The 21,108-nt window shown below is 67.3% G+C and carries 18 protein-coding genes and 4 tRNA genes; 6 read left to right on the forward strand and 16 right to left on the reverse strand.

Annotated features, from left to right (window positions below; genetic code table 11):
• Complete coding sequence (locus ACQY5G_RS02535; protein WP_428276706.1) at positions 1-2,127, forward strand: MFS transporter; 2,127 nt, start codon at positions 1-3, stop codon at positions 2,125-2,127.
• Between the two features lies 1 nt (position 2,128).
• On the opposite strand, the gene ACQY5G_RS02540 is transcribed toward ACQY5G_RS02535, so the two are convergent.
• From ACQY5G_RS02540 to ACQY5G_RS02555, 4 genes are all read right to left on the reverse strand, one after another.
• A complete protein-coding gene (locus ACQY5G_RS02540) occupies positions 2,129-3,940 on the reverse strand; it encodes a glycoside hydrolase family 3 protein (RefSeq protein WP_428276708.1) in 1,812 nt (603 codons plus the stop codon).
• Positions 3,940-7,158 carry a glycoside hydrolase family 2 TIM barrel-domain containing protein gene (locus tag ACQY5G_RS02545; RefSeq protein WP_428276710.1) on the reverse strand — a complete coding sequence of 1,073 codons (3,219 nt, stop codon included), beginning with the start codon at positions 7,156-7,158 and terminating at the stop codon, positions 3,940-3,942. The genes ACQY5G_RS02540 and ACQY5G_RS02545 overlap by 1 nt, the downstream gene beginning before the upstream one ends.
• 90 nt (positions 7,159-7,248) lie before the next feature.
• A complete protein-coding gene (locus ACQY5G_RS02550) occupies positions 7,249-8,523 on the reverse strand; it encodes a TRAP transporter large permease (RefSeq protein WP_428276712.1) in 1,275 nt (424 codons plus the stop codon).
• The gene (locus tag ACQY5G_RS02555) at positions 8,523-9,044 is read right to left on the reverse strand and encodes a TRAP transporter small permease (RefSeq protein ID WP_428278633.1); all 522 of its coding nucleotides are present in this window, start codon (positions 9,042-9,044) and stop codon (positions 8,523-8,525) included. Before ACQY5G_RS02555 ends, ACQY5G_RS02550 begins: the two co-directional genes overlap by 1 nt.
• A 95-nt stretch (positions 9,045-9,139) precedes the next feature.
• On the opposite strand from ACQY5G_RS02555, the gene ACQY5G_RS02560 reads away from it, so the two are divergent.
• Positions 9,140-10,294 (forward strand): ATP-binding protein, encoded by a 1,155-nt coding sequence (locus ACQY5G_RS02560; RefSeq protein ID WP_428276714.1) that lies wholly within the window; start codon positions 9,140-9,142, stop codon positions 10,292-10,294.
• Between the two features lie 26 nt (positions 10,295-10,320).
• Here ACQY5G_RS02560 and ACQY5G_RS02565 read toward each other — a convergent pair whose 3' ends face one another.
• Positions 10,321-11,379 (reverse strand): TRAP transporter substrate-binding protein, encoded by a 1,059-nt coding sequence (locus ACQY5G_RS02565; protein WP_428276716.1) that lies wholly within the window; start codon positions 11,377-11,379, stop codon positions 10,321-10,323.
• A gap of 7 nt (positions 11,380-11,386) precedes the next feature.
• Positions 11,387-12,151 (reverse strand): SDR family NAD(P)-dependent oxidoreductase, encoded by a 765-nt coding sequence (locus ACQY5G_RS02570; RefSeq protein WP_428276718.1) that lies wholly within the window; start codon positions 12,149-12,151, stop codon positions 11,387-11,389.
• A gap of 186 nt (positions 12,152-12,337) precedes the next feature.
• On the opposite strand from ACQY5G_RS02570, the gene ACQY5G_RS02575 reads away from it, so the two are divergent.
• The 3 genes from ACQY5G_RS02575 (at position 12,338) to ACQY5G_RS02585 (ending at position 15,671) form a co-directional block, all read left to right on the forward strand.
• Positions 12,338-12,571, forward strand: a complete 234-nt coding sequence (locus ACQY5G_RS02575) for a hypothetical protein (RefSeq protein WP_428276720.1) — start codon at positions 12,338-12,340, stop codon at positions 12,569-12,571.
• The gene (locus ACQY5G_RS02580; RefSeq protein ID WP_428276722.1) at positions 12,568-14,184 is read left to right on the forward strand and encodes a M20/M25/M40 family metallo-hydrolase; all 1,617 of its coding nucleotides are present in this window, start codon (positions 12,568-12,570) and stop codon (positions 14,182-14,184) included. The genes ACQY5G_RS02575 and ACQY5G_RS02580 overlap by 4 nt, the downstream gene beginning before the upstream one ends.
• Before the next feature lie 188 nt (positions 14,185-14,372).
• Complete coding sequence (locus ACQY5G_RS02585) at positions 14,373-15,671, forward strand: hypothetical protein (protein ID WP_428276724.1); 1,299 nt, start codon at positions 14,373-14,375, stop codon at positions 15,669-15,671.
• A gap of 13 nt (positions 15,672-15,684) precedes the next feature.
• Here the strand turns inward: ACQY5G_RS02585 and ACQY5G_RS02590 are convergent, their stop codons facing one another.
• From ACQY5G_RS02590 to ACQY5G_RS02620, 7 genes are all read right to left on the reverse strand, one after another.
• Positions 15,685-16,155 (reverse strand): N-acetyltransferase family protein, encoded by a 471-nt coding sequence (locus ACQY5G_RS02590; RefSeq protein WP_428276726.1) that lies wholly within the window; start codon positions 16,153-16,155, stop codon positions 15,685-15,687.
• Positions 16,156-16,476: 321 nt separating this feature from the next.
• A tRNA-Arg gene (locus ACQY5G_RS02595) sits at positions 16,477-16,550 on the reverse strand.
• A 61-nt stretch (positions 16,551-16,611) separates the two neighbouring features.
• Positions 16,612-16,697 (reverse strand) — tRNA-Leu (locus ACQY5G_RS02600).
• 6 nt (positions 16,698-16,703) lie between these two features.
• Positions 16,704-16,789 (reverse strand) — tRNA-Leu (locus tag ACQY5G_RS02605).
• A 72-nt stretch (positions 16,790-16,861) separates the two neighbouring features.
• Positions 16,862-16,936: transfer RNA gene (locus tag ACQY5G_RS02610), tRNA-Arg, on the reverse strand.
• A 47-nt stretch (positions 16,937-16,983) separates the two neighbouring features.
• Positions 16,984-17,868 carry an ATP-binding protein gene (locus ACQY5G_RS02615; RefSeq protein ID WP_428276728.1) on the reverse strand — a complete coding sequence of 295 codons (885 nt, stop codon included), beginning with the start codon at positions 17,866-17,868 and terminating at the stop codon, positions 16,984-16,986.
• A 5-nt stretch (positions 17,869-17,873) separates the two neighbouring features.
• Positions 17,874-18,398, reverse strand: coding sequence for a DUF1016 N-terminal domain-containing protein (locus ACQY5G_RS02620; RefSeq protein ID WP_428276730.1), 525 nt, complete (start codon positions 18,396-18,398; stop codon positions 17,874-17,876).
• Positions 18,399-18,596: 198 nt separating this feature from the next.
• On the opposite strand from ACQY5G_RS02620, the gene ACQY5G_RS02625 reads away from it, so the two are divergent.
• Positions 18,597-18,995 carry a hypothetical protein gene (locus tag ACQY5G_RS02625; RefSeq protein ID WP_428276732.1) on the forward strand — a complete coding sequence of 133 codons (399 nt, stop codon included), beginning with the start codon at positions 18,597-18,599 and terminating at the stop codon, positions 18,993-18,995.
• A 99-nt stretch (positions 18,996-19,094) separates the two neighbouring features.
• On the opposite strand, the gene ACQY5G_RS02630 is transcribed toward ACQY5G_RS02625, so the two are convergent.
• The 3 genes from ACQY5G_RS02630 to ACQY5G_RS02640 form a co-directional block, all read right to left on the reverse strand.
• Positions 19,095-19,367: a type II toxin-antitoxin system YafQ family toxin gene (locus ACQY5G_RS02630; protein WP_428276734.1), complete on the reverse strand. Its 273-nt coding sequence runs from the start codon at positions 19,365-19,367 to the stop codon at positions 19,095-19,097.
• Entirely contained in the window at positions 19,368-19,625 is a 258-nt protein-coding gene (locus tag ACQY5G_RS02635) for a type II toxin-antitoxin system RelB/DinJ family antitoxin (RefSeq protein ID WP_428276736.1), read from the reverse strand.
• An 89-nt stretch (positions 19,626-19,714) separates the two neighbouring features.
• Positions 19,715-21,001 carry a serine hydrolase domain-containing protein gene (locus ACQY5G_RS02640; RefSeq protein WP_428276738.1) on the reverse strand — a complete coding sequence of 429 codons (1,287 nt, stop codon included), beginning with the start codon at positions 20,999-21,001 and terminating at the stop codon, positions 19,715-19,717.
• Between the last annotated feature and the right edge of the window lie 107 nt (positions 21,002-21,108).

Consider the following 21,108-nt stretch of genomic DNA (forward strand, 5'->3'; position numbering starts at 1 on the left):
GTGAGCCACCGGACGGCCCCCGAAGACCGCGTCTCCTTCCCTCACAAGATCGTCTACGGTGTCGGCGGGTTCACGAACAACCTGCTGGCGCAGGGCATCGGGAACATGATGGCCGTGCTCACTCTGGCGCTGGGCATGGACTTCCGGGCGGTCGGGCTGCTCGGCGGCCTCCCCCGCTTGTTCGACGCGCTCACCGACCCCGTCGTCGGCTTCGTGTCGGACAGGACCCGGTCCCGCTGGGGACGGAGGCGACCGTTCCTGTTCGTGGGCGCGATCTCGGCGGGAGTCATCTTTCTGCTGCTCTGGCAGATGCCGGCGCCGACCCAGCTGAGGCTCAAGCTGGTCGACTACGGCCCCGACGGCGTCGCCGGCGCCAGCCAGGCGGACGACTCCGCGGGCTGGCTGGCGGCCGCAGGCGATGCTCTGACAGCGATCTTCACGGTGGAGGCGATCGACGACGTCGAGGACGAAGTGAGCATCCGCCCGCCGACGTTGGTCACAGGGACCTGGGTGAGCGTGGATCTGCCCCTCACCGACTTCAACGGACTGGCCACGCGCGGACATCTGTCCCGGATCCTGATCTCGGGCGACCTCACCGAAATCCATGTCGACAACGTCTATTTCTACCGGTCCGGCGCCCCGGGGTCGGAGGAGCCACCCACATCCGGCGAGGGGGAAGGCGTGCCGGACTCGGGGTCCACACCGGCGGTGTCTCCCGTGCAGGACGTGGAGGGCCTTGCGGTACCGAACATCGCCGCGCCAACGCCGACGGCGGCGCCGGAAGACGTGATCTCGCTCTTCAGCGGCGCCTACGAAGCGGTCCCGGTCCAGTCGTGGTCCGCCGACCGGGCCGAAGCCGAGGTGGCGGACGCCGAGGCCGGGGGAGACGAGGTCAAACACTACACGGACCTGCGGCTGGCCAGGATCGACTTCGGCGCAAACCCCATCGACGCCCGCGGCATGACGCACCTCCACATGGACATCTGGACCCCCGAGGAGACCGGTGAGGGCTGGAGTCAGCGGAGCTATTTCTGGTACTTCCTCATCGGTTCCTTCGTCTTCTTCCTCGCCTACACGGTCTTTGCCACGCCGTGGGTGGCGCTGGGGTACGAACTCACCCCCGACTACAACGAGCGCACCCGGCTGATGGGCGTGCAGAACTTCGTGTCCAACACCGTGTTCGTCATCGGACCCTGGTTCCTCGCGATCGTGACCAACGCGGCGTGGTTCCGGAACCAGATGGATGGGGCCCGGTTCGTGGCCCTGGCGATCTGCGTGACGACCATCGCGCTGGGCGTGTTGCCGGCGATCTTCCTCCGTGAGCGCGCGCTCGCGGGAAGTGGCGGCGCGGAAGCCGACCGGGACGGCCCCGGCCCGCGAGAGAGCACCCTGGAGTTTCTCCGGGGCCTGTGGCAAACCCTTAGGACCGGTCCATTCCTGCTGCTCTGCGTCGCGACCTTCCTGATGTTCAACAGCTTCATCATGATCTCGCAATTCCAGTTCTGGGTGTTCGCCTACTACGTCGCCGGCGGCAACGTCGCGGAAGGGGCGGGCCTGGCCGGAGTGGTCGGGAGCCTGGGCACCGTGACCGGCTTCCTGGTCATCGCCATCGTCACCTGGCTGGGGACCAGGATCGGGAAGAAGAACGCCTTCTTCGTGTCGACCGGCATTTCGATGGTCGGCTACGCGCTGAAGTGGTTCTGCTACACGCCCGAGGTTCCGCTGCTGGCGCTGCTACCCGCCCCGTTCCTGGCCTTCGGGCTGGGCGGCCTGTTCACGCTCATGGGGTCGATGATCGCCGACGTGGTGGACCTCGATGAACTCACCACCGGTGAGCGCCGCGAGGGAATGTTCGGGTCGGTCTTCTGGTGGATGGTGAAGCTCGGCCAGAGCGGTGCGATCCTCGTCGGCGGGTTTCTGCTGTATTCGACGGGTCTCGACGCCTCGCTCGGGGCGAACCAGCCTGAAGGGACGATCTTCTGGCTCCGCTTCTACGATGCATTCGTGCCTCTCGCTGCCTCCGCGATCGCGATCTACGCCGTCTACCGGTATCCGATCACGGAGCGCAGCGCTCTGGAGGTGCGGAAAGAGCTGGAGCGGCGGCGCGGAGTGGCGGTGCCCGCGTAGGTCAGCATGGCCGCAGTCCATACCCGCGCGGGAAGAGTACTCCGTCGCCGCTCGTCCCGCCCCTTCCATCGCCCCCCGGCATCTCGCTCGGCCACGACATCGGCAGCCGCCCCGCGAAGGGGTGGCTCCCGAACAGGACGTCGGCCACGCCCGCCCCCTCGGAGCCCGGCAGCCACGCGGCCACGAAGGCCGACGACGCGGCCAGCTCGCCGTTCACCACCAGAGGCCGTCCCGAGATCAGCACCGTCACCACGGGGATCCCTCGAGCGGCCAATCCGCGTATGGTCGGCAGGGCCTCCGGGTGCAGCGCAGCGAACTCCAGCGTGTCCCCGTACGGTTCAAGCGTGCCGTGGGCCGCAGGCATGTGCGCACCCGGGCGCACGGGGCTCGGCTCGCGGATGTCCCCGAGCCCCTCCGCGTACGGCCGTTCGCCGACGACCACTACGCCAACGTCGAAGTCCCGCGCATCCGGAACGCCCGCAACGTCCCGGTCGCCCCCCCACAGCACTGCCTGCGGCGCCACTGCGCGGATCCCCTCCCAGATCGACGTGCCTCCCTCGATCGCGGCGTTGCCGGACACGCCCTGCCACTCGACGGTGAAGCCGCCGCACTGCCGCCCGCGGTCGTGCGCGGCGGGACCCGCAACGAGGATGCGCGCGTCCCTGTGGAGCGGGAGCACCCTGTCCTCGTTCTTGAGCAGGACCAGCGACTTCCGCACGGCCTCGCGGGCCACCGCTCGGTGCTCGCGCGACCCGAAACCGCTGCTGCTCGCCGCCGGCCGCGCCGCCGGCCGCGGTCGCTCGAAGAGACCGCACGCGAACTTGACCCGCAGAATCCGTGCGACCGCGTCATCGATTCTCCCGATCGGGACGATCCCGCGCTTTACCTGCCCCTTCAGCTCAGCAATGATCTCCCGCCAGGTCTCCGGTACCATCAACATGTCGATTCCGGCGTTCACCGCCATCGCGGCGGCCTCGCCGTAGTCTTCGGCGAGCGGATCGACGCCGTTCCAGTCCGACAGCACGAACCCCTTGAACCCCATCTCTCCCTTCAGCACGTCCTCGAGCAGGTAGCGGTGGGCGTGGCACTTCTCGCCCTTCCAGCTGCTCAGCGACGCCATGACCGTGAGCACGCCGGCCTCGACGGCCGCCAGGTACGGCGCCACGTGCACCCGTCGCAGTTGCGTCTCGTCGACCTCGGTATCGCCCTGATCCACCCCGGCCCTGGTTCCCCCGTCGCCGACCCAGTGTTTCGCGCACGCCAGGATTCCCTCTCCCTGCAGCCCCCTCACGACCTTCGTCGCATACCGGGCAACCACGCCGGGATCCTCCGAGTAGCTCTCGTAGGTGCGTCCCCAGCGCGGATCGCGCGCCACGGCCAGCGTAGGCGCGAAGGTCCAGTCGACGCCGGCGGCGAGAACTTCCCGGGCCGTGACCCCACCGACCCGCTCGACCAGCTCGGGATCGCCCGCGGCCCCCAGCCCGATATTGTGCGGGAAGACGGTGGCGCCCCGGACGTTGGCGTTCCCGTGGACCGCGTCGACGCCGTAGAGGATGGGAATCGCCAGGTGGCCGGCGTCCGCTTCCATCGACGCCGCCCAGTACGCGTCGTTCATCGCCACCCAGTCCGGCGGGCGATTGTCGGCCGGACAGGAACCGCCGCCGCTCAGCACCGAGCCGATGTGGTATGCCTTCACCTCGGCCGGAGTGACGTGGAGCCGCTCCGGCTGCGTCATCTGCCCGATCTTCTGGTCGAGGTTCATGCGCGCGAGGAGCGCGCGGACGCGCCCTTCGACGGCGCCCGCCGGCGACACTAGATCGCGATGTGCAGGTAGGTCCGGATCTCCCACTCCTGCCCCAGAGCGCCGCCGATGTCCGGGTTGCACTCCATCCCGCCGAAGTCGTCCGGACTCATTCCGGGACAGTAGCGCGGAGAGTGCTCGTTCAGGGACCGCCAGGTGGCGCGCACGCCGAAGCGGGTCTCCGGCAGATCGAACCAGTCGGGCGCCCCCAGCGTATATGAAATGTCGCCCATGAGCTGCATCGGGAAGGTGAGGTTGAAGTCGCGGTGGTAGTCGTAGGGCCCCCAGTCGTTGAACCGCGCCATCCCCTGGAACTTGAGCGATCCGCTGATCACGCGCAGGTCGATCCCGGCGCGACGGATCACGCGCGCGTCGTCGCCGTTCGGCTCACCGGTTCCCGCGTACACGTTGGCGATCAGGCCGGGGCCCGCCCGCCGTTTCGATACGATCCGCGCCTTGACTTCCCAGAGGTTGCGCGGAGGTGGGGCGCCGGGGAAGGCGAAGGTGGAGCGTCCATCGGCGAAGATCCCGATCCCGGCGTCCTGCGTGGTCGGGAAGTTGTAGTACACGAAGCCGAGCGAGGCTGCGAAGGCCGCGTCCTCCCGGCGGTCGCTGTCCCAGTTGTACATCCAGGTGGCCGGCGTCGGGTCGTAGGTGACGAGGATTTCGGCCGCGCGGGTCTCCCGGTTGCCGCGCACCGCGAAGGGGTCGTCGAGGACGTTGCGCGGCCGGCCCGGCGCGGGCACGTCGGCCGGGACCGGCCCGACGAGCGGCCTGCGCCAGAGGAAGTTGGGCGCGATCTGCCAGTTGCCCGCGAGGACCGTGAAGCCGGTGATCACGTTGCGCTGGTTGCCGCTGCCCGTGTCCTTCAGCGTCCAGCCGGTGAAGGTCTGCGTCTGCGTGGAGCCGCCATCGGCGACCAGCCCCATGGCCGCACCCTGCAGGTACCAGTTCAGGCGCCCCCTCGTGTAGCTGATCTTCGCCTTCGCGCCGAAGGCGTCCGACGTTCTGATCTCGTCCTGCAGGACTCGGTAGCTACCGGGCTCTCCGTCGACCACCTGGAAGGTCTCGCCGACCTTGGTAGCGCCGGACATGATCCCGCCCACCTCGAAGGTGGCGCCGTTCCGCGTCGTGGCCATGTGTACCGTGGCCTTGCGGGTGGGCGGCAGCGGAATCGCGAAAGAGCTTGTCGCCGCACCGGCCTCCGCCAAGTCCTCCTGGTACATGACGGCGGTCTCGAAGGGCCCGATCCGGGACTGCTGCTTGACGAGGACCGCAGGGTTGGCCCCCCACCACAGTTCGGGGCCGACCGCGACCTTCAGTCCGCCGAGGAAGCGCTTGCCGGCGATCTCCATCCCGACCGGCGCGAGTCCGTTGTAGATGTCGATGTTCGGCCCGTAGTTGGCTTCCTGATACAGCCCGAAGAAATCGCCCTCGTAGCCCCAGTGGTAGTGTCCGGTGCGGTAGAATCCCTCGAGATGGAACCACTTGTCGTCCCATGACACGCCGGCGTTGTAGACCTTGAGCCGCTCGATGTCCCGCAGCGCGAAGTCTTCGCCGTCGACCCTGACGTTCCGCGGACGGCCCCGGTTCTCGTAGAAGAGTTCGTTGATCGGGTTTGCGGGCACGTCGCCGAGCATGTTGAACGACACGTTCGCGAGCATGTTCTGCGTGGGCTGCGCCGCAACGTCGGCGTAGAAGGACTGCATCCTGTCGAAGCCGCGGAAGCTCGGGTAGGAGGGATTCCGCTCGAGCGGCTCCCGCGGGGTGCTCACCAGGGATCCGCCCGTGCTGTACGTCTCCAGTTCCATGCGCACGCCCCGCACGTGGACCCGGTCGAGGGCCGACGCCAGGAGCGCGGACCGGTCGCCCTGGGCGCGCAGAGCCATGGCGGCCGGCTGGATGTTCGCGAAGTGTTCGCGGATGGCCGTGAGGTCGGTCCCGGGCGCGTACGGGTCCAGCCTGTACGCCTCCTGCAGGGCGTAGTAGGCGGCGCGCGGGAAGAGTTCGTAAAGGTTGTCGAGTTCGGTGGGGCCCTTGGCGACGATCCCCCACCACTCCTCGTTCATGTTGTTGTCCCCCTCCACGAAATCCTCGACGTAGCCCCCGTTCGCCCACGAGGCGTTCGTGTCCTGGATGTCGAGCCGGTCTTCCTGCCCGAATTTCCACCAGCCGTCCGTCCACTGGAAGGTGAACCCGCCGATCGAGTTGCCGACCGTGCCCTTCCCGGCCGACTGCTCGTAGATCTCCTGCCACTGTCCGATCAGGTACCTCGCCTGCGTGGCCTGGTCCTCGCGCATGTTCTTCGCGTCCCATGCGTCCGCGCCGAACTCGGTGAACATCACGGGCCGATCGAGGACATCGCTCACCTCCTCGAACAGCTGCCCGAAGGAGATCCCCCTGTACACGTTGGCGCCGAAGACGTCCATGTCGGGAACCTCCTCGGCGATGATGTCGAGGTACTGGAGGTCGCCGTTGGACATCGCGACCGGACGCGACGGGTCGATCTCCTTGATGCGACGGGCCACGTCCCCGAACAGCGAGTACATGTGGCGCGCGCGAACCGCGTTGGCCTCGCCCTCTGGCAGGTCCTCCGTCTCGGCCGAACTCCACACCAGGCCGTAGTTGTTTTCGTTGCCCAGGAGCCACATGAGCAGGCCGGGCGTGTCCTTGAATTCGTCGACCAACTCCTCGATCTCGGCCGTCAGCACCGCGCGGGCGCGGGGGTCCGAATAATCCGTATTCGCGCTGAAGACGCCGCCCACCGTGACGCCGTAGCGGCCCATTGCATGGTTGAGGATCGTGTAGATCCCGTAGCGCTCGTAGATGTGCCGAACCCACTCCGGCGTGATCCCCACGTAGGTGCGGATCGCGTTGCCCCCCATCGCCTTCAGCACCGACATCTCGCGCTCCAGCGCGGCCTCGATGATGTGGTCGGGCTCGGTCCAGAAGTTGTAGTTGTAGGTGGTGCCGCGCGGGAAATAGTCCCAGTTGACGCCCCGGACCATCATGTCGCGCCCGTCCACCCGCAGGCGCGTGCCGGAACCGTCGCTGACGAGTTCGATGACGGGTAGCGGACCCGCGGCGTCCTGGGCGGCGGTCGGCGAGCGTGGGGCGAGCACCATGAGGAAGAGCGCCGGCAGCAACCCGCGCAGCAGCCACCGGCGGCCACCCGGAGCAACCGGAAACGACCGGGCGAAGCCCGCGGTGTCAGTGCGGATCCAGCTCATCGTGGCGCCCCCAAAGCGTACCCGAACATCTTTGTTCGGCTGCCGAACAAAGTGCGCGGGGGGTTCTCCATCTGTCAAGGAGAGGGCCGGTCAGTATCCGAGCAGATTGGGCAGGAACAGCACGACGCCCGGCAGGAACGCGAGGACCACGGTGAGGGTCAGCATGAGCGCCAGATAGGGCCACAGCGGGCGTGCGACCGCCGCCGGCTCCACACCTCCCACCGAGCAGGCCACGAGCAGACTCACGCCGACGGGCGGCAGGAACACGGAGATCCCTTGCGTCGCCACGATGACTGCGCCGAAGTGCACGGGGTCGATCCCGAGTTGCGTCGCCAGCGGCAGGAGGATCGGCGTCAGCAGCACGACTGCGGGCACACCCTCGAGGATGGCGCCGAGCGGAAGGAAGACGAGGATCGTGAGCAGCAGGAAGCCGATCCGGCCGCCACCCATCCCCACCACCGTCGACGCCAGCGCCTGAGGCACCTGCAGGACGGCGAGCACCCAGCCCAGGAGGTGCGCGGCGCCGACCACGAACAGCACCATCCCGGACACCATGGCGGTCTGGACGACCTTCTTCCACAACTCCGCGAGGGTGAGGGACCGGTACACCAGCCCCGCCAGGAGCAGCGCGTAGGCCACGGCGACGGCGGCGGCCTCCGTGGGCGTGAAGAATCCGAAGCGGATCCCGCCCAGGATGACGACGATCATGAAGAGCGGGAGCACCGCATCGAGCGCGGCGCGGCGGAGTTCCGCGAACGAGGCGCGCTCTCCGCGCGGCCACCCTTCCCTCCGCGCCTGCCACCCGATCTGAGCCATCAGGCCTGCTGCGATGAGGACCGCCGGCACGATCGAGGCGACGAACAGGGCGCCGACGGAGACGTTCCCGATGACGCCGTAGACGACCATCACAATGGCCGGAGGGATGAGAATCCCCATCCCGCACGCGGCGGAAACGATCGCGGTGGAGCGCGCGGGGCCGTACCCGTTCGCGGTCAGCTGGGGCCCCATGATGCCCCCGATGGCGGCCGCGTCCGCGGAGGTCGATCCCGACACGCCCGAGAAGAAGATCTCCGCCATGATGACCACCTGACCCAACCCTCCGGGGAGATGGCCCACGAGCGCGCGGGCCAGGGTCACGAGGCGGCGGCTGATCCCTCCCACGTCCATGAGGAAGCCGGCAAGGATGAAGAGGGGAACGGCGAGCATGGGGAAGGAATCCATCCCGGCGACGATCTGCTGCGGGATGACGACGAGCGGAAGGTCGGCCACCACGATGGCGATGACGGCCGCGATCGCGAGCGCGAAGCCGATGGGGACGGCGGCCAGCACCAGGAGGCCGAACGCGCCGAGGAGGAGGCCGCCCATCAGCCGCTGTCCTCCGCTGGGAGATCCCCGACTCCTGCCGCGAGCCGCCGGCCTGCATCGCCGTCCGCCGGCCCCGCGAGCAGGTGGATCGCCATCAGCACGCCGGAAACCGGCGCCGCCGCATACACGAGCGCGACGGGGAGGTTGAGGGCGGCGGAGCGCTCTCCCAACGTGAGGTCCATGAGGGCGATGCCCGTCGCGATGAGGAGGAGCGCGAAGAGCAGCACGACCGCCCCCGCGCACGTCTCCACCGCCTTTTTCGCCCGCCGAGGCAGCCGCTCGGTGACCTGATCGAACCGGAAGTGAGATCGCCGGGCCACGGCCAGTGAGGCGCCGAGGAGCGACAGCCAGATGAAGCAGAAGCGCGACACCTCCTCGCTCCACGGATTCGGATAGGCGAAGAGATACCTCATCAGAACCTGCAGCAGGATCACGTCGCAAACGGCTATCAGGAGGAAGCCGAGCGCCCAGGTCTCGAGCGTGACCAGAACCCGGTTGAGTGTCCGCAGTCGCTGGATCATGCGATACAAGGTGTCACTCCGTCGCGATTCCACGCCAACCCGATTGCTGACGGTATGCATTGCTACTTTAAATTATCATGATAAATTGAAGCCCTATGTTCAAACGATCACGGATTCTGCCGGACGCCGGCACGGAGACATTCTTCCTTTGGGGGCCACGCCAGGCCGGCAAGAGCACCCTCTTGCGGCAGTGCTATCCGGACGGCCGCTGGGTCGACCTGCTGAAGAGCGACGAGTTCCGCCGCTATCTGACGAACCCGGAGTTCCTGCGCCAGGAAATCGACGCGGAGGGGGCTCGCCCGGACCGTCAGATCGTCATCGATGAAGTCCAGAAAGTGCCCGCGCTCCTTGACGAGGTCCACTGGCTCATGGAAAACCGGGGCGTGAGCTTCGCACTGTGCGGATCGAGCGCGACCAAGGTCAAGCGGAGCGCCGCCAATCTCCTCGGGGGGCGGGCCGTCCGTTACGAACTGCTCGGGATTACCGCGGCCGAGCTGGGTGACGACTTCGACCTGACCCGTCTGCTCAACACGGGCTACCTCCCTCGCATCTACCGGGCTCCCCGTCCGATCCGCCTCCTGGACGCGTACATCAACGACTACCTGGTCCAGGAGGTCGCCGCAGAAGGAGTCGTCCGGCAACTCCCCGCCTTCTCGCGCTTTCTGGACGCGGCTTCACTGAGTGACGGAGAGATCGTCAACCTCTCGAACGTCGCGGCGGAGTGCGGCGTCTCGCTGCCCACGGTGAAGAACTACTTCCAGGTCCTGGTGGACATGCTTCTGGCTCGCTGGGTCCCGTCCTACCGCACGCGGCCCAAGCGGCGCGTCATCCAGGCGCCGAAGTTCTATTTCGCGGATGTGGGGATCGTGAACCGGCTCGCGCAGCGTGGTTCCCTGACTCCCGGCTCGGAGTTGTACGGGAAGGCCTTCGAGAATTGGGTGTGTCACGAACTGTCCGCCTGGCTCAGCTACCGGGAATTCGATGGCGAACTCTCGTACTGGCGGCTGGCGGGCGGGACCGAGGTGGATTTCGTGGTCGGCGACATGCAGCTCGCGGTCGAGGCCAAGGCGAGTGCGAACATCGGCTCACGTCATCTTCGAGGACTCCGCAGCGTCATTCGCGATCACCCCTCGATCGGCCGCCGAGTCATCGTTTGTCTTGAACCTCGAGCCCGGAGGACGTCCGACGGCATCGACATCCTGCCCGCCGAAGAGTTCGCCCGGCAGCTCTGGCACGATCACCTGGTGTGACCGCCCCGTGATCGCCGCCGGGACGCCTATGAGCTCTCGGACGCCGTACGCTCGGTTTCCGCCACCAGCCTCGCGATCAGGGCGTCGCCGTCCGGCAGCCGGTCGGCCAGTTCATCCCGGATTCGCGGCCTGACGGCCGGGGCGAACGGTGCCAGGTCCGGCCGCGAGATCTCCACGCCGCCCGCGCGCATTTCCTCGATGGCATCGGCCTCCATCCGGCGCGCGACTTCGCTCTGGTAGGCGAGCGCCTCCGCCGCGGAACGGTCGACGGTCTCCCGGATCTCGGCGGGAAGCCCCCGGTAGAACGGCTCGTTCACGAGGAGCGTGATCGGATTGTAGGTGATGGACGTGAAGCTGTAGAACTTCGCGACCTCGTGGAGCCGGCTGCTCACGAACCCGATCGCGTTCGCCTCCCCGCCGTCGATCACGCCCTGCTGGAGCGCGGAGTAGACCTCGCCGTAGTTCATCGGCGTCGCCTGGACGCCCAGCGCGGAATAGGCGGCCAGGTACGTCGCGTTCTGAAGCACCCGGAGCTTGAGGCCGGCGAGATCCCCGGGCGTCTCGACGGACCGGCGCGCGTTGTACACGTGGCGGAACCCGTAGTCGAGGAACCCGAGCGAGCGGACGCCCGTGCGTTCCAGAAGCAGATCGCGCCACCAGTCTCCGACCGGGCCGTTCATCACCGCGAGTCCGTGGTCCCGGGTCTCGAACAGGAAGGGGAGATCGAATACCTGCGTCTCGGGCACCCAGCCCGAGAGCACCGGCGTGCCCGTGATGGCCATGTGCACGGCACCGACCTGGATCTGCTCGAAAGCCACGCGCTCGCCGCCGAGCTGTCCCGACGGATAGATGACGACCCGGAACTGTCCGTCCGTGCGCTCCAGCATGAGGTTCCGGAACCGCTCCGCCATGAGGTGGAACTCCGAGTTCGTCGAGAGCACGTGGGAGAATCGAACCTCCCAGGTGCGCGCGTCGTCGATCGACCCGGAATCGCCGCCGCCGGGGCCGCGGCACCCCGCCAGCACGAACACCGCCACGACCGCCAGCATAAAACCGGGCCGGAGCCGCGCTGCGGACGCCGTCACGAGCCGGTCAGGCGCCCCAGATGGTCTGGCCGGCGTCGATGAACAGGGAGGCGCCCGTCACGAGGCGCGCCTCGTCGTTCGAGGCGAGGTAGACCACCGCCCCCACTACGTCGTCCGGGACGCCGATCCTGCCCAGCGGAATGCGGGCGAGGCGCCGCTCGCGGAACTCGTCCTGCGCGATGTCCGCGCGGTTCAGGTCGGTCTCGATCAGACCCGGCGCGATCGCGTTCACCCGGATCCCGTGGGGCGCGAGTTCGAGCGCCATCTGCTTCGTGAGCATCTCCACCCCCGCCTTCGACACGCAGTAGTGGGTGAGGTTCGGGGCGGCCACCGCCTGCCCGGCGGACGACACGTTGACGATCGCCCCCGCCGTCCCGGCTCCGACCATGCGGCGTCCGACCGCCTGCCCGACGAGGAAGTACCCCTTCAGGTTGACGCTCTGAATCGCGTCCCACTCGTCCTCGTCGATCTCGAGGAAGGGTGTCCGCTTCAGGATCCCCGCGTTGTTCACGAGGATGTCGAGGCCACCCAGGTACTCGTCCGCCTCGGCGACGAAGCGCTCGACGTCCGACCAGGAGTCCGTCGAGCCCCGCACCGCGACCGCGCGACGCCCCATCTCCTCGATCTCGCGGACGGCGCTCTCGGCATCCTTGCGACTCCGCCGGTAGTTGACCGCCACGTCCGCCCCTTCGCGGGCCAGCCCCAGGGCGATGCCCCGGCCGATGCTCCGCGAACCGCCGGTAACCAGAGCACGCTTGCCTTCAAGACGCATGCAGAAACCGCCGCAAGATCAGGGTTGGAGCGCGAACGCGACGCCGAGACGGAAAGCTCGGGACGCGAACACGCGTTCGCAACGCGCTTGGGCAGGAGGTGAGTCGGCCGGTTGTAGGCGTCACGCGCGTTTTGCATCTTCCCGAACCTGAGACGAAGGAGCCCTCACATGCCCCAACGACGTACCATGACCGCGATGAAGTTCGTCCTCGGCGGTCTCGTCGGCGCCGTGGTTTACTACGCGTTTGAGGACATGACGGGTGAGGACATGACGGCCCCCGAATGGGTCGACACCGTAAGGGCTGCGATGGAAGACTGCCGAGACCAGGGAATGGACACACGACTGAGGGTCAGTGCAGACTCGCCCATGGACCTGGAATGCATACCTCGCGACGAGATGGGAGAACGGAGCGACCCATGAGGTCCTCGTTTCGATTCGAACTCGCCTGTTCGCCGGCGTTCTTCTTCACCCTCACCGCTGCCGTGATGCCGGGGGCGACCCAGGCGGCGGCCGCCCAGTCCTTCCCCTCCGACGATCCCGTCATCCGGGCGATCTGGGAGGAGGGCGTCGAGCGCTCTCAGGTCTACGAGCTCGGCCAGGTGATGATGGACTCGATCGGGCCGCGCCTCACGGGTTCGCCCGCCATGGCCGGCGCCAACGACTGGGCGCTGGCCAAGTACGCGGAGTGGGGCATTGAGGCCTACAAGGAGCAGTACGGCACCTGGCGCGGCTGGGAGCGGGGGATCAACCACATCGATCTCGTCCAGCCGCGGGTGCGGTCGCTGGAGGGCATGGCCGCCGCGTGGAGCCCGGCCACGGACGGGCCTGTCGAGGCGGAGGTCGTGATTCTGGCGGACGCGGGCAGCCCCGGAGCCTTCCAGGCATCGCTGTCGGACGTGCGCGGCAAGTTCGTGCTCATCTCGCGCCCGGAACCGAGTTGCCGCCCGCAGGAGAACCTGGAGCAGTTCGCCCGCCCCGAGACGATGGCCCGCATGACGGCGGAGCGCGAGCGCGCCATCGCGGAGTGGGACGAACGCGTGGGGAACACGGGGTTCGATGCGCGCTCGCTGCCGGAAGTGCTGCACGTAGCCGAACCCGCCGGGATCATCCGCTCGCAGTGGTCCGAGGGCTGGGGCGTCACGAAGATCTTCGGCACCCGCGCGCTGCGGGCGCCGGTACTGGACCTGAGTTGCGAGGCGTACGGACTCCTGTACCGGCTGGCCGAGAACGATCAGGGGCCCGTGCTGCGCGTCGACGCACAGGCCCGTTTCCTGGGAGAGGTGCCGGTCTTCAACGCCTTCGCCGTGATCCCCGGCACCGACGAACCCGAGGAGTACGTGATCCTCGGAGGCCATTTCGACTCGTGGGACGGGTCGGATGGCGCGCTCGACAACGGCACGGGCGCCGTCGCGATCCTGGAAGCGATGCGCATCCTGAAACACGCGGTGCCGAACCCTCGACGCACGATCATCGGCGCCCTCTGGAACGGCGAGGAGCAGGGCCTGAACGGGTCACGCGCCTTCGTCGAAGACCATCCCGAGATCCTTGAGCGCACCCACACCGTGTTCAACGTCGATCACGGGAACGGGCCGGTCACCTTCATTCCCATGCAGGGGTTCGCCGCGGCCGCAGGACGCTTCGGCGAGTGGCTCGCGAAGATCCCGAGCGAACTCTCCGACCTCGTGACGCTCGAGGTCCCGGGGATGCCCGAGTCCGGCGGAACGGACCACGCATCCTTCCTCTGCGCGGGAGTACCGGCGTTCAGCTTCCACGTCGGCGCCGGCCGCAGCGAGATGAACATCGCCGACAACCGCTGGGACACGAGCACCTACACTTGGCACACCAACCGCGACAGCTTCGACAAGATCATCTTCGAAGACCTGCGCGACGACGCCGTGATGACCGCGATGTTCGCCTACCTCGCCTCGGAGGACCCGGACCGCATGCCCCGCGACCGGCGCGCCATGCCGCCCGGTGAGCAGTGGCCCGACTGCCGCCCCCCGGCGCGCAGTTCCGGAGCGAGCACCCGCTAGCGATCCCGTAAGAATCTCCGCACCCGCAACGTTCTTTGGGGGGCAGGGTCACGCCTCTGCGCTGACCCGACACCCGGGGGATGAGTATGCGAGGTCCAATCGCGGCACGCCGTTGCCGGCGCCTGTATCGGGTTGCCGGCGTATGCCTTCTTGCCGCGTGCGGGGGCGACGGTCCGTTGGCCGTGGGCATGGACCCGCTGCTGCGCGAGTGGACGATCGAACAATACCTGGCGGTCGGAAGAACCGCCGAATTGGACCTCGCGGAATTCTTCAACATCCCGGACGGCGTCACGCTCCGCTTCCACGCGGAGACGTCGGACGCAACCCTCGTGACTGTCGCGGTCGACGATGGCGTGGTGACGCTGAAGTCCGTCGGGGGCGAAGGCTCCGCCGACGTGACGGTGTGGGCCACCGACCCGCGAGGCCGGTCCGACGTCGCCGATTTCGCCGTCGTCACGGACTACGGCGACTCGATCGAGTGGGCGGCGGCCGCATCCGTCGGCGACACGATACGCGGGGTTCTGGTTCGGAACGGGGACCGGGATTACTTCGAGTTCTCCGTCCCGACCGACGCCTTCCGGCTGCGCGCGTTCACCCAGGGCGACAGCGACCCCGTGGGGGCATTGTACGACGCGAACGGCACCCGCATCGCGCACGACCATGACACCGGCGACGGATCGAACTTCCTTTTCGTCCGGGAACTGGCTGCCGGAACCTGGTTCGTGAGCGTGAGCCGCGGCGTCGGGAGTTATTCGTTGATTCTGGAGGAGGCCGAGGCCGACGATCACGGCGACTCCTTCGCGACGGCCACGTCGGTGTCCATCGGCGATACCATCCGGGCCGTTCTCACGCCGGGGGATCACGATTACTTCGAGTTTCCGGTCCCGGACGGCTTGACGGTGCGCGCCTTCGCGCAGGGCGATACGGACACCCGCGCGGTGCTGTACGACGGGAACGGGATCCGCATCGCGTCGGACAATTCGGCCGGCGGAGGATTGAACTTCCACATCGTCCGGGACCTCGATGCGGGCACGCATTACCTGGGCGTCGGCGGGTGGGGCACGGGCGCCTATGCGCTCATTCTGGAAGAGGCCGGGCCCGACGACCACGGGAACACGATCGCTACGGCCACATCCGTGTCCATCGGCGATACGGTCCCCGGCGTTCTGGAGGCTCGGGACCGTGATTTCTTCGAGTTCGCGGTCCCGACGGACGACTTCCGCCTCGGCGTCTTCACGCTGGGCGAGGCGGACACCGACGGCGTGCTGTACGACCGGAGCGGCTCCTGGGTCGCGCATGACTATTCGTCCGGGGAGGGCTCGAACTTCCACATCATCCGCGTACTCGATGCCGGAACGCATTACGTGGAGGTAGCCGGAGGAGGCGGAAGTTACCTGCTGATCCTGGAGGAGGCCGGCGACCCCGCCGCGGACCGACCCCCCAACCGCAACGAAATGCTAAATCTTGATGGATTAGTACATCATTAGTACCTGAGCGTGATCAGCGGTCGCGCGGTGCCTGCGCGGGGAGGCTCAGGGACCAGTTGTTCCACTTGAGGTCCGGGGAAGCGCCCAGGGATCGATAGAACCCCTCCGCCGCGCGGTTCCCTTCCATGACCGTCCAGATCAATTCGGCTGCATCGATGGACCTGGCGTGCGAAACCACCGCCGCCATCAGGGCCTTCCCCGCTCCCAGATTCCGCGCACCCTCGACGACAAACAACTCCTTGAGCACGACCTTCGGCCGCAGCGTGTAGGTCCACGGAATCGTGTACACCACCGCCATCCCAACAAGATCGTCGTCCTGCTCGGCCACGAACGCCGTGAACAGCCGCCCGTCGCCGAACCCCTGCTCGAGAACGCTCTCCCGCGTCACCGCGAAGTCGTCGATGTACTCCTCGAACCGCGCCAGCCCCCGCATAAGTTCCAGCAACCGATCCACATCTCCTGGCTCAGCCAACCTGACCCGCATGCGATGGCACTCCGTTCTTGGGAAAGCGTTGAAGTAAATCGAGAGTCCGCAACTCGATCGCCCGGCAGCCCCGCGGCGGCGAGCGGGCGAAGCCCCCCGCGAGCCCCCCGACCATGCCCCCCGGCACCTGAGCAAAAACAAGGAACTCCCGGGAGAATTTGGTCAGCGAAGGGGCGGAGCCCCGAAGCGCGCGAATTCTCGTCCGCACGTTTCCTCCGAAGGAAAGCAGTGCGCCTGGGAGAATTTGGTCAGCGAAGGGGAGCGAAGCTCCACGCGCGCGCGAATTCTCGCGGGCACTTTTCCCTTCCGAAGGAAGAGAAATGCGCCCGGGAGAATTCGAATCCCCAACCTCCTGATCCGTAGTCAGGTGCTCTATCCAGTTGAGCTACGGGCGCTTGGAGCCGACCGAACCGCGACCGGCGATGTCGTCGGCAGGGGCCGAAGCCCATGCCGTCATGCCCAGGAGAGGATTCGAACCTCCACGTCCGTAAAAGGACACTAGCCCCTCAAGCTAGCGCGTCTGCCAGTTCCGCCACCTGGGCTGGTGATGCTCGGGGGGGGAGTCGAACCCCCACGGGAGTTTAATCCCACAGGATCCTGAATCCTGCGCGTCTGCCAGTTCCGCCACCCGAGCCTGCGCCCCTGACCCCTCGGATTCGGGGAGTCGCCCCCACGAACCGGTGCTGCTGGGCCCGGCCGGGACGAGTGCGCCCGACAGGATTCGAACCTGTGACCTCTTGCTCCGGAGGCAAGCGCTCTATCCAGGCTGAGCTACGGGCGCAGACACGAAACGCGTCGCCGAAAGAGGCGACGCGCCGTGGAGGCAACCTAACGGGACGAGGGAGCGGCGTCCACCTTGCCGCATGTCTCCCATGCCTCGCTCGCCAGGGGTTCTCGCTTCGTCCTCGGAGCCCGCCAAATCCGCGTCACGAATCTCGCGCCGACCTCGAACTCCGGCTCCCGCAGGCCTGCCTCGACGCAACGCCGGATCATGTCCACCGTCCCGATCCCCATCTTTTCGATGTACCGCAGCAGGTACATCGACTCCGCAAGCAGCGGATTGCCGGGCAACGACTGGTGTGGCACGCGTAGCTTCTCAACGGTCAAGGGCGGTGGCAACCTGCCCGGGTTCATGACTTCCAGCCGATCGGCGAACAGCATCACTTGAGTGCTGCCGCTGTCCGTGTAGTCCCGGTGGGCCACAGCGTTAACGATCGCCTCGGTCACGACTTCCTTCGGTATCTCGTATGCGACGGGGGCCCGGACGCTCTCCGCTCGGGTACCGACCGACAACGCGATCTTGCCCAGGACGAAGTCCACGGCCTGATCCACGAGCGCGAAGGCCGTTCCCTTGTAGACCCGATGGAAGGGTGTCGGCTTGGCGACAGCCGTCCCGTGGAAGTGCGCGCACTCGATGACGGAGGAGTTGAGAAACCGTTGCGGGACCCTTCCGAATAGCAGCATTGCGGCGTTGGTCAGCCGCCCTCCGTTCAACAGGTTCAGGTGCCTGAGCAGATCTTCCAGCGGCGTCTCCGGCGGCAGCGGGAACTGCCGCGCCCTGCGCGCGATGCGGACGAACCGGTACATGCTCTCCAGGTCCAGATCGTCCAGCGTCGCTTCCGAGCACGGCACCGCATCGACGATCTTGCCTGGAGGTGCTATCCCCCGCTCCTCCCCGATCCGCACAGCTTCCGCAGCTTGAGTCTCACCCATCGACTTCAACTCCGCTCCCCTCGATCTCGCGCCGCACGCTCGCGACCTGATCCGCGAGTTCCTCCCTCGACGGCAGGTAGGTCCGACGGCGTCGGACGAGTCCGGCCGGTCCCTTGAGGCAAGGCTGGAAGCAGCGATTGGTCCGACAGGGTGGGACCAATCGACCCGCGCTGGCGGTAGAACTGCCGGTAGAGCTTCAGTCGCGTGGTCGAGGCGCCCCTGATTCCCGTTTCTCGCAACCGGTCCGACATGCGGGAGAGGAGTCGACCGCCGTACGCGGCCCGGTCGGCGCCGTTCTGCTCGTATTCCACGATGTACCAGCCGAACAGCCAGTTCCGCACGACCAGCGAGCGGTCGATGGCGCGGGCGGCCGACTGCCGTGTCGCCTCGTGGGTACGGGAACACAGCTCCACGAGTCGCTCGAAATCGAATTCCTGGTTCATCCCCCCGCCCCCATCCTCATCCCTTCCCTTGAACCCTGCACCGGCTCCCCGGTCGCGGACCTCCTCGACGCTGTCGCGAGCAGTCACGGCAAGGTAGCCGGAGAGGGCAACCCAGGCGCGTCTCGGAAGCCCGTCGAGACGCGTTCTTGTTGGGAGGCGGCACGATGTTCCCTGACGGCCAGAGGGCAACGATTGACGACGATGGACAAGGGTCGGACGTGGTTTGCGATGGCGCTATTGTTGGCCGGAGCGGCCTGCGATGGTGGCAGGCAATACCGTGATCAGATGGCGGTCATCGAAATGAACACGGATGAGGAGGGAGTCCACGTCACGCTGCCCGACACGGTTGCGGTCGGACTCGCGGCGACCGTCACGATTCGCACCTACGGGGGAGGGTGCCTCGTTCGCGATCAGGAGCGAGGTGGCAGGACCTTCGTGAACGTGAGGGACCGGATCGCCGTTCTTGTGCCGTTCGATCGTTTCGACCTTGGTCCTCGAGGGCTGACGGGCAGTACCTGGAGCTGCACCGATCAGTTGCTACACTGGACACGCGTGGTGCCGGTGGTGTTCGACGAACCCGGATCGGCGACGATCCGGGTTCGCGGAATCAGCAGCGCCGCTCATCCGAAGAAGGTCGGAGAGGTGGCTTTCCCGCTCGAGGTCGTCTCAGCGCGATCCGGATGAGGTCGCGACCGCCTCGTCGATCGAGCCAATGACGAGATCGAGGAGCCCGTCGATCGCGCCGCCCGGGATCCAGCGCGCCACGACAACGAACGTTGGACCCTATTCCTTGAAGAGGTCGGAGTGCGTCCCGGTGCGGACGAGCCGCAGTTCTTCACCCTCTACGCGGTAGATTACAAGCCAGTCCGCTTCGACGTGCACTTCTCGGTAGCCCTTCCAAATGCCGCGCAACGGATGATCGCGATGGCGGGCGGGCAACGGCTCCTGCCTGGCAAGTGACGCGAGCAGTGCCCGCAGCTTGCTCAGATCTTTGCCACGCTTCCTGGCTCTTCGGACGTCACGTTTGAACTGCGAGGAGCGAACCGGCGTCAGCACTCAGATATCGAGGTCCCGGAACAGTTCCTCGAGGCTGCCGAAACGCTGACCCTTGCCCTCGTCCACTTCCTTCATGGCTTCGAGGGTGGACCGGTTTGGCACCTGAACGGCGAAGGGCAATCGCTTCTCATCCGCGACGCGCAGCAGCAGCAGCCGGATCGCGTCGGATACGGTCAGGCCCATGGCCTTGAGCGCCTCGGTGGCGCGTGCTTTGGTGTCGCTGTCGATCCGCGCGCGAACGACGCTATCGGTACTCATGCGGGACCCCCTTTGGAGCGTAGCTCCATTGTAGCTACGCTAGGAAGCATTGGCAAAGTACGACGAGGGAACTCGAGTGGGACGTGTCCTCAGCGCGATCCGGATGAGGTCGCGGCCGCGTCATCGATCGAGCCGATGACGAGGTCGAGGAGCCCGTCGATCGCGCCGCCGGGGATCCAGCGCGCCACGACGACGAGATCGTTCACCGGGTCGCAGTAGATCATGTTCGTGCCGTTGCCGAGGTGGGCCCACGCTTCGGCAGGCGCACTCGGATAGCGCTTGTCCCCCTCTTCGTCCGCGACGTTGAGCATGAAATTCATGAACCCGTAGGAGCCGTTCGCCGGGCCGGGCGTCGTCGCGAGGTCGAACCACTCCTCGGAGAGCAGCTGCCGGTCCCCCCACGTTCCCCGCCGCAGCGTGAAGAGGCCGAACCGCGCCTGGTCGCGGGCGCTGATGAACATGCCGCCGCCCCAGTGGCCGCCGCCGCTCACCGACTGCACGCGACGCCCGTCGATCGTGACCCAGGAGTTCTCGTAGCCGTTCCAGCGCCAAGTCGGGGAAGCCCCGATCGGCCCCATCACCCGCTCGTGCAGGACCTCGGGCAGCGGGCGCCTGAAGACGCTCATCGCCGCGAGCGCGAGCAGGTTCACGCGCGTGTCGTTGTACTCGTAGACGGTGCCGGAGGGATGGCGCTCCCGCGTCATCCAGGTCGAGGGGTCGCCGCTCGGACGGTCCGCCCAGTCCGGCTTGCCCCACAGCGTGCCCTCCCAGTCGGAGGTCTGCCGCAGGAGGTCGTCCCACGTGATCGTGCGGTTGTGCTCGGATTCGAACATCGTCGTCGGGTCGGGCTTCCCGAACCCGATGCGGTCCACGCCCGGCTCGCCGTCGCCCGGGGGCACGTCGACCGGCGCCATGTACTCGCGCACCGTGTCATCGAGCGAGCCGATGAGTCCCTCGTCCCACGCGAGGCCCACCGACGTCGAGAGGAAGGACTTCGTCACGCTGTACGTCATGTCGACGCGCTTCGTGTCCCCCCACTCCGCGACGATGTAGCCGTGGCGCACGATCATCCCGGCCGGCCCGCCGCGGACGTTGAAGGGCCCGATCCCCTCCCCCAGCGGTTCGCGCCCGAAGCTCCGGCTGTGCTGGAACTCCCGGTCGCGCGCCTGGCTCGTCTCATGCTCGAGGGCGTAGTCGACGGCCGCCTGGACGCCCGCCGCGCTCATCCCCACCTGCTCCGGCGTGCGCGTCTCCCACGCGTCCCCCCGCGCCGGCAGGTACTGGGCGGCTGCCACGCCCGGAAGAACCGCTGCCGCGGAAACCGCAAGAAGTCCGGCCCATAGCGCACCATGGCGCGCGCGAATCATGCCCTGCATGAGAACCTCCCGATTCGGATCGATCAGAGGAAGGATCGTAACCACTGGCACCGCGCCGGTACACGGGGCCCATCGGCGCGGCGCACAGACCCCACCGCCCGGGCAAG

It is taken from the genome of Candidatus Palauibacter sp. (assembly GCF_965261555.1).
In the GTDB taxonomy this organism is placed as follows: domain Bacteria; phylum Gemmatimonadota; class Gemmatimonadetes; order Palauibacterales; family Palauibacteraceae; genus Palauibacter.

Coding starts and splice junctions, on each gene's coding strand:
- ACQY5G_RS02625 (WP_428276732.1), top strand. CDS start 18,597: ATGGCGGTCATCGAAATGAACACGGATGAGGAGGGAGTCCACGTCACG.
- ACQY5G_RS02590 (WP_428276726.1), bottom strand. CDS start 16,155: ATGCGGGTCAGGTTGGCTGAGCCAGGAGATGTGGATCGGTTGCTGGAA.
- ACQY5G_RS02635 (WP_428276736.1), bottom strand. CDS start 19,625: ATGAGTACCGATAGCGTCGTTCGCGCGCGGATCGACAGCGACACCAAA.
- ACQY5G_RS02560 (WP_428276714.1), top strand. CDS start 9,140: ATGTTCAAACGATCACGGATTCTGCCGGACGCCGGCACGGAGACATTC.
- ACQY5G_RS02545 (WP_428276710.1), bottom strand. CDS start 7,158: ATGAGCTGGATCCGCACTGACACCGCGGGCTTCGCCCGGTCGTTTCCG.
- ACQY5G_RS02575 (WP_428276720.1), top strand. CDS start 12,338: ATGACCGCGATGAAGTTCGTCCTCGGCGGTCTCGTCGGCGCCGTGGTT.
- ACQY5G_RS02550 (WP_428276712.1), bottom strand. CDS start 8,523: ATGGGCGGCCTCCTCCTCGGCGCGTTCGGCCTCCTGGTGCTGGCCGCC.
- ACQY5G_RS02640 (WP_428276738.1), bottom strand. CDS start 21,001: ATGCAGGGCATGATTCGCGCGCGCCATGGTGCGCTATGGGCCGGACTT.
- ACQY5G_RS02570 (WP_428276718.1), bottom strand. CDS start 12,151: ATGCGTCTTGAAGGCAAGCGTGCTCTGGTTACCGGCGGTTCGCGGAGC.
- ACQY5G_RS02585 (WP_428276724.1), top strand. CDS start 14,373: ATGGACCCGCTGCTGCGCGAGTGGACGATCGAACAATACCTGGCGGTC.
- ACQY5G_RS02555 (WP_428278633.1), bottom strand. CDS start 9,044: ATGATCCAGCGACTGCGGACACTCAACCGGGTTCTGGTCACGCTCGAG.
- ACQY5G_RS02580 (WP_428276722.1), top strand. CDS start 12,568: ATGAGGTCCTCGTTTCGATTCGAACTCGCCTGTTCGCCGGCGTTCTTC.
- ACQY5G_RS02615 (WP_428276728.1), bottom strand. CDS start 17,868: ATGGGTGAGACTCAAGCTGCGGAAGCTGTGCGGATCGGGGAGGAGCGG.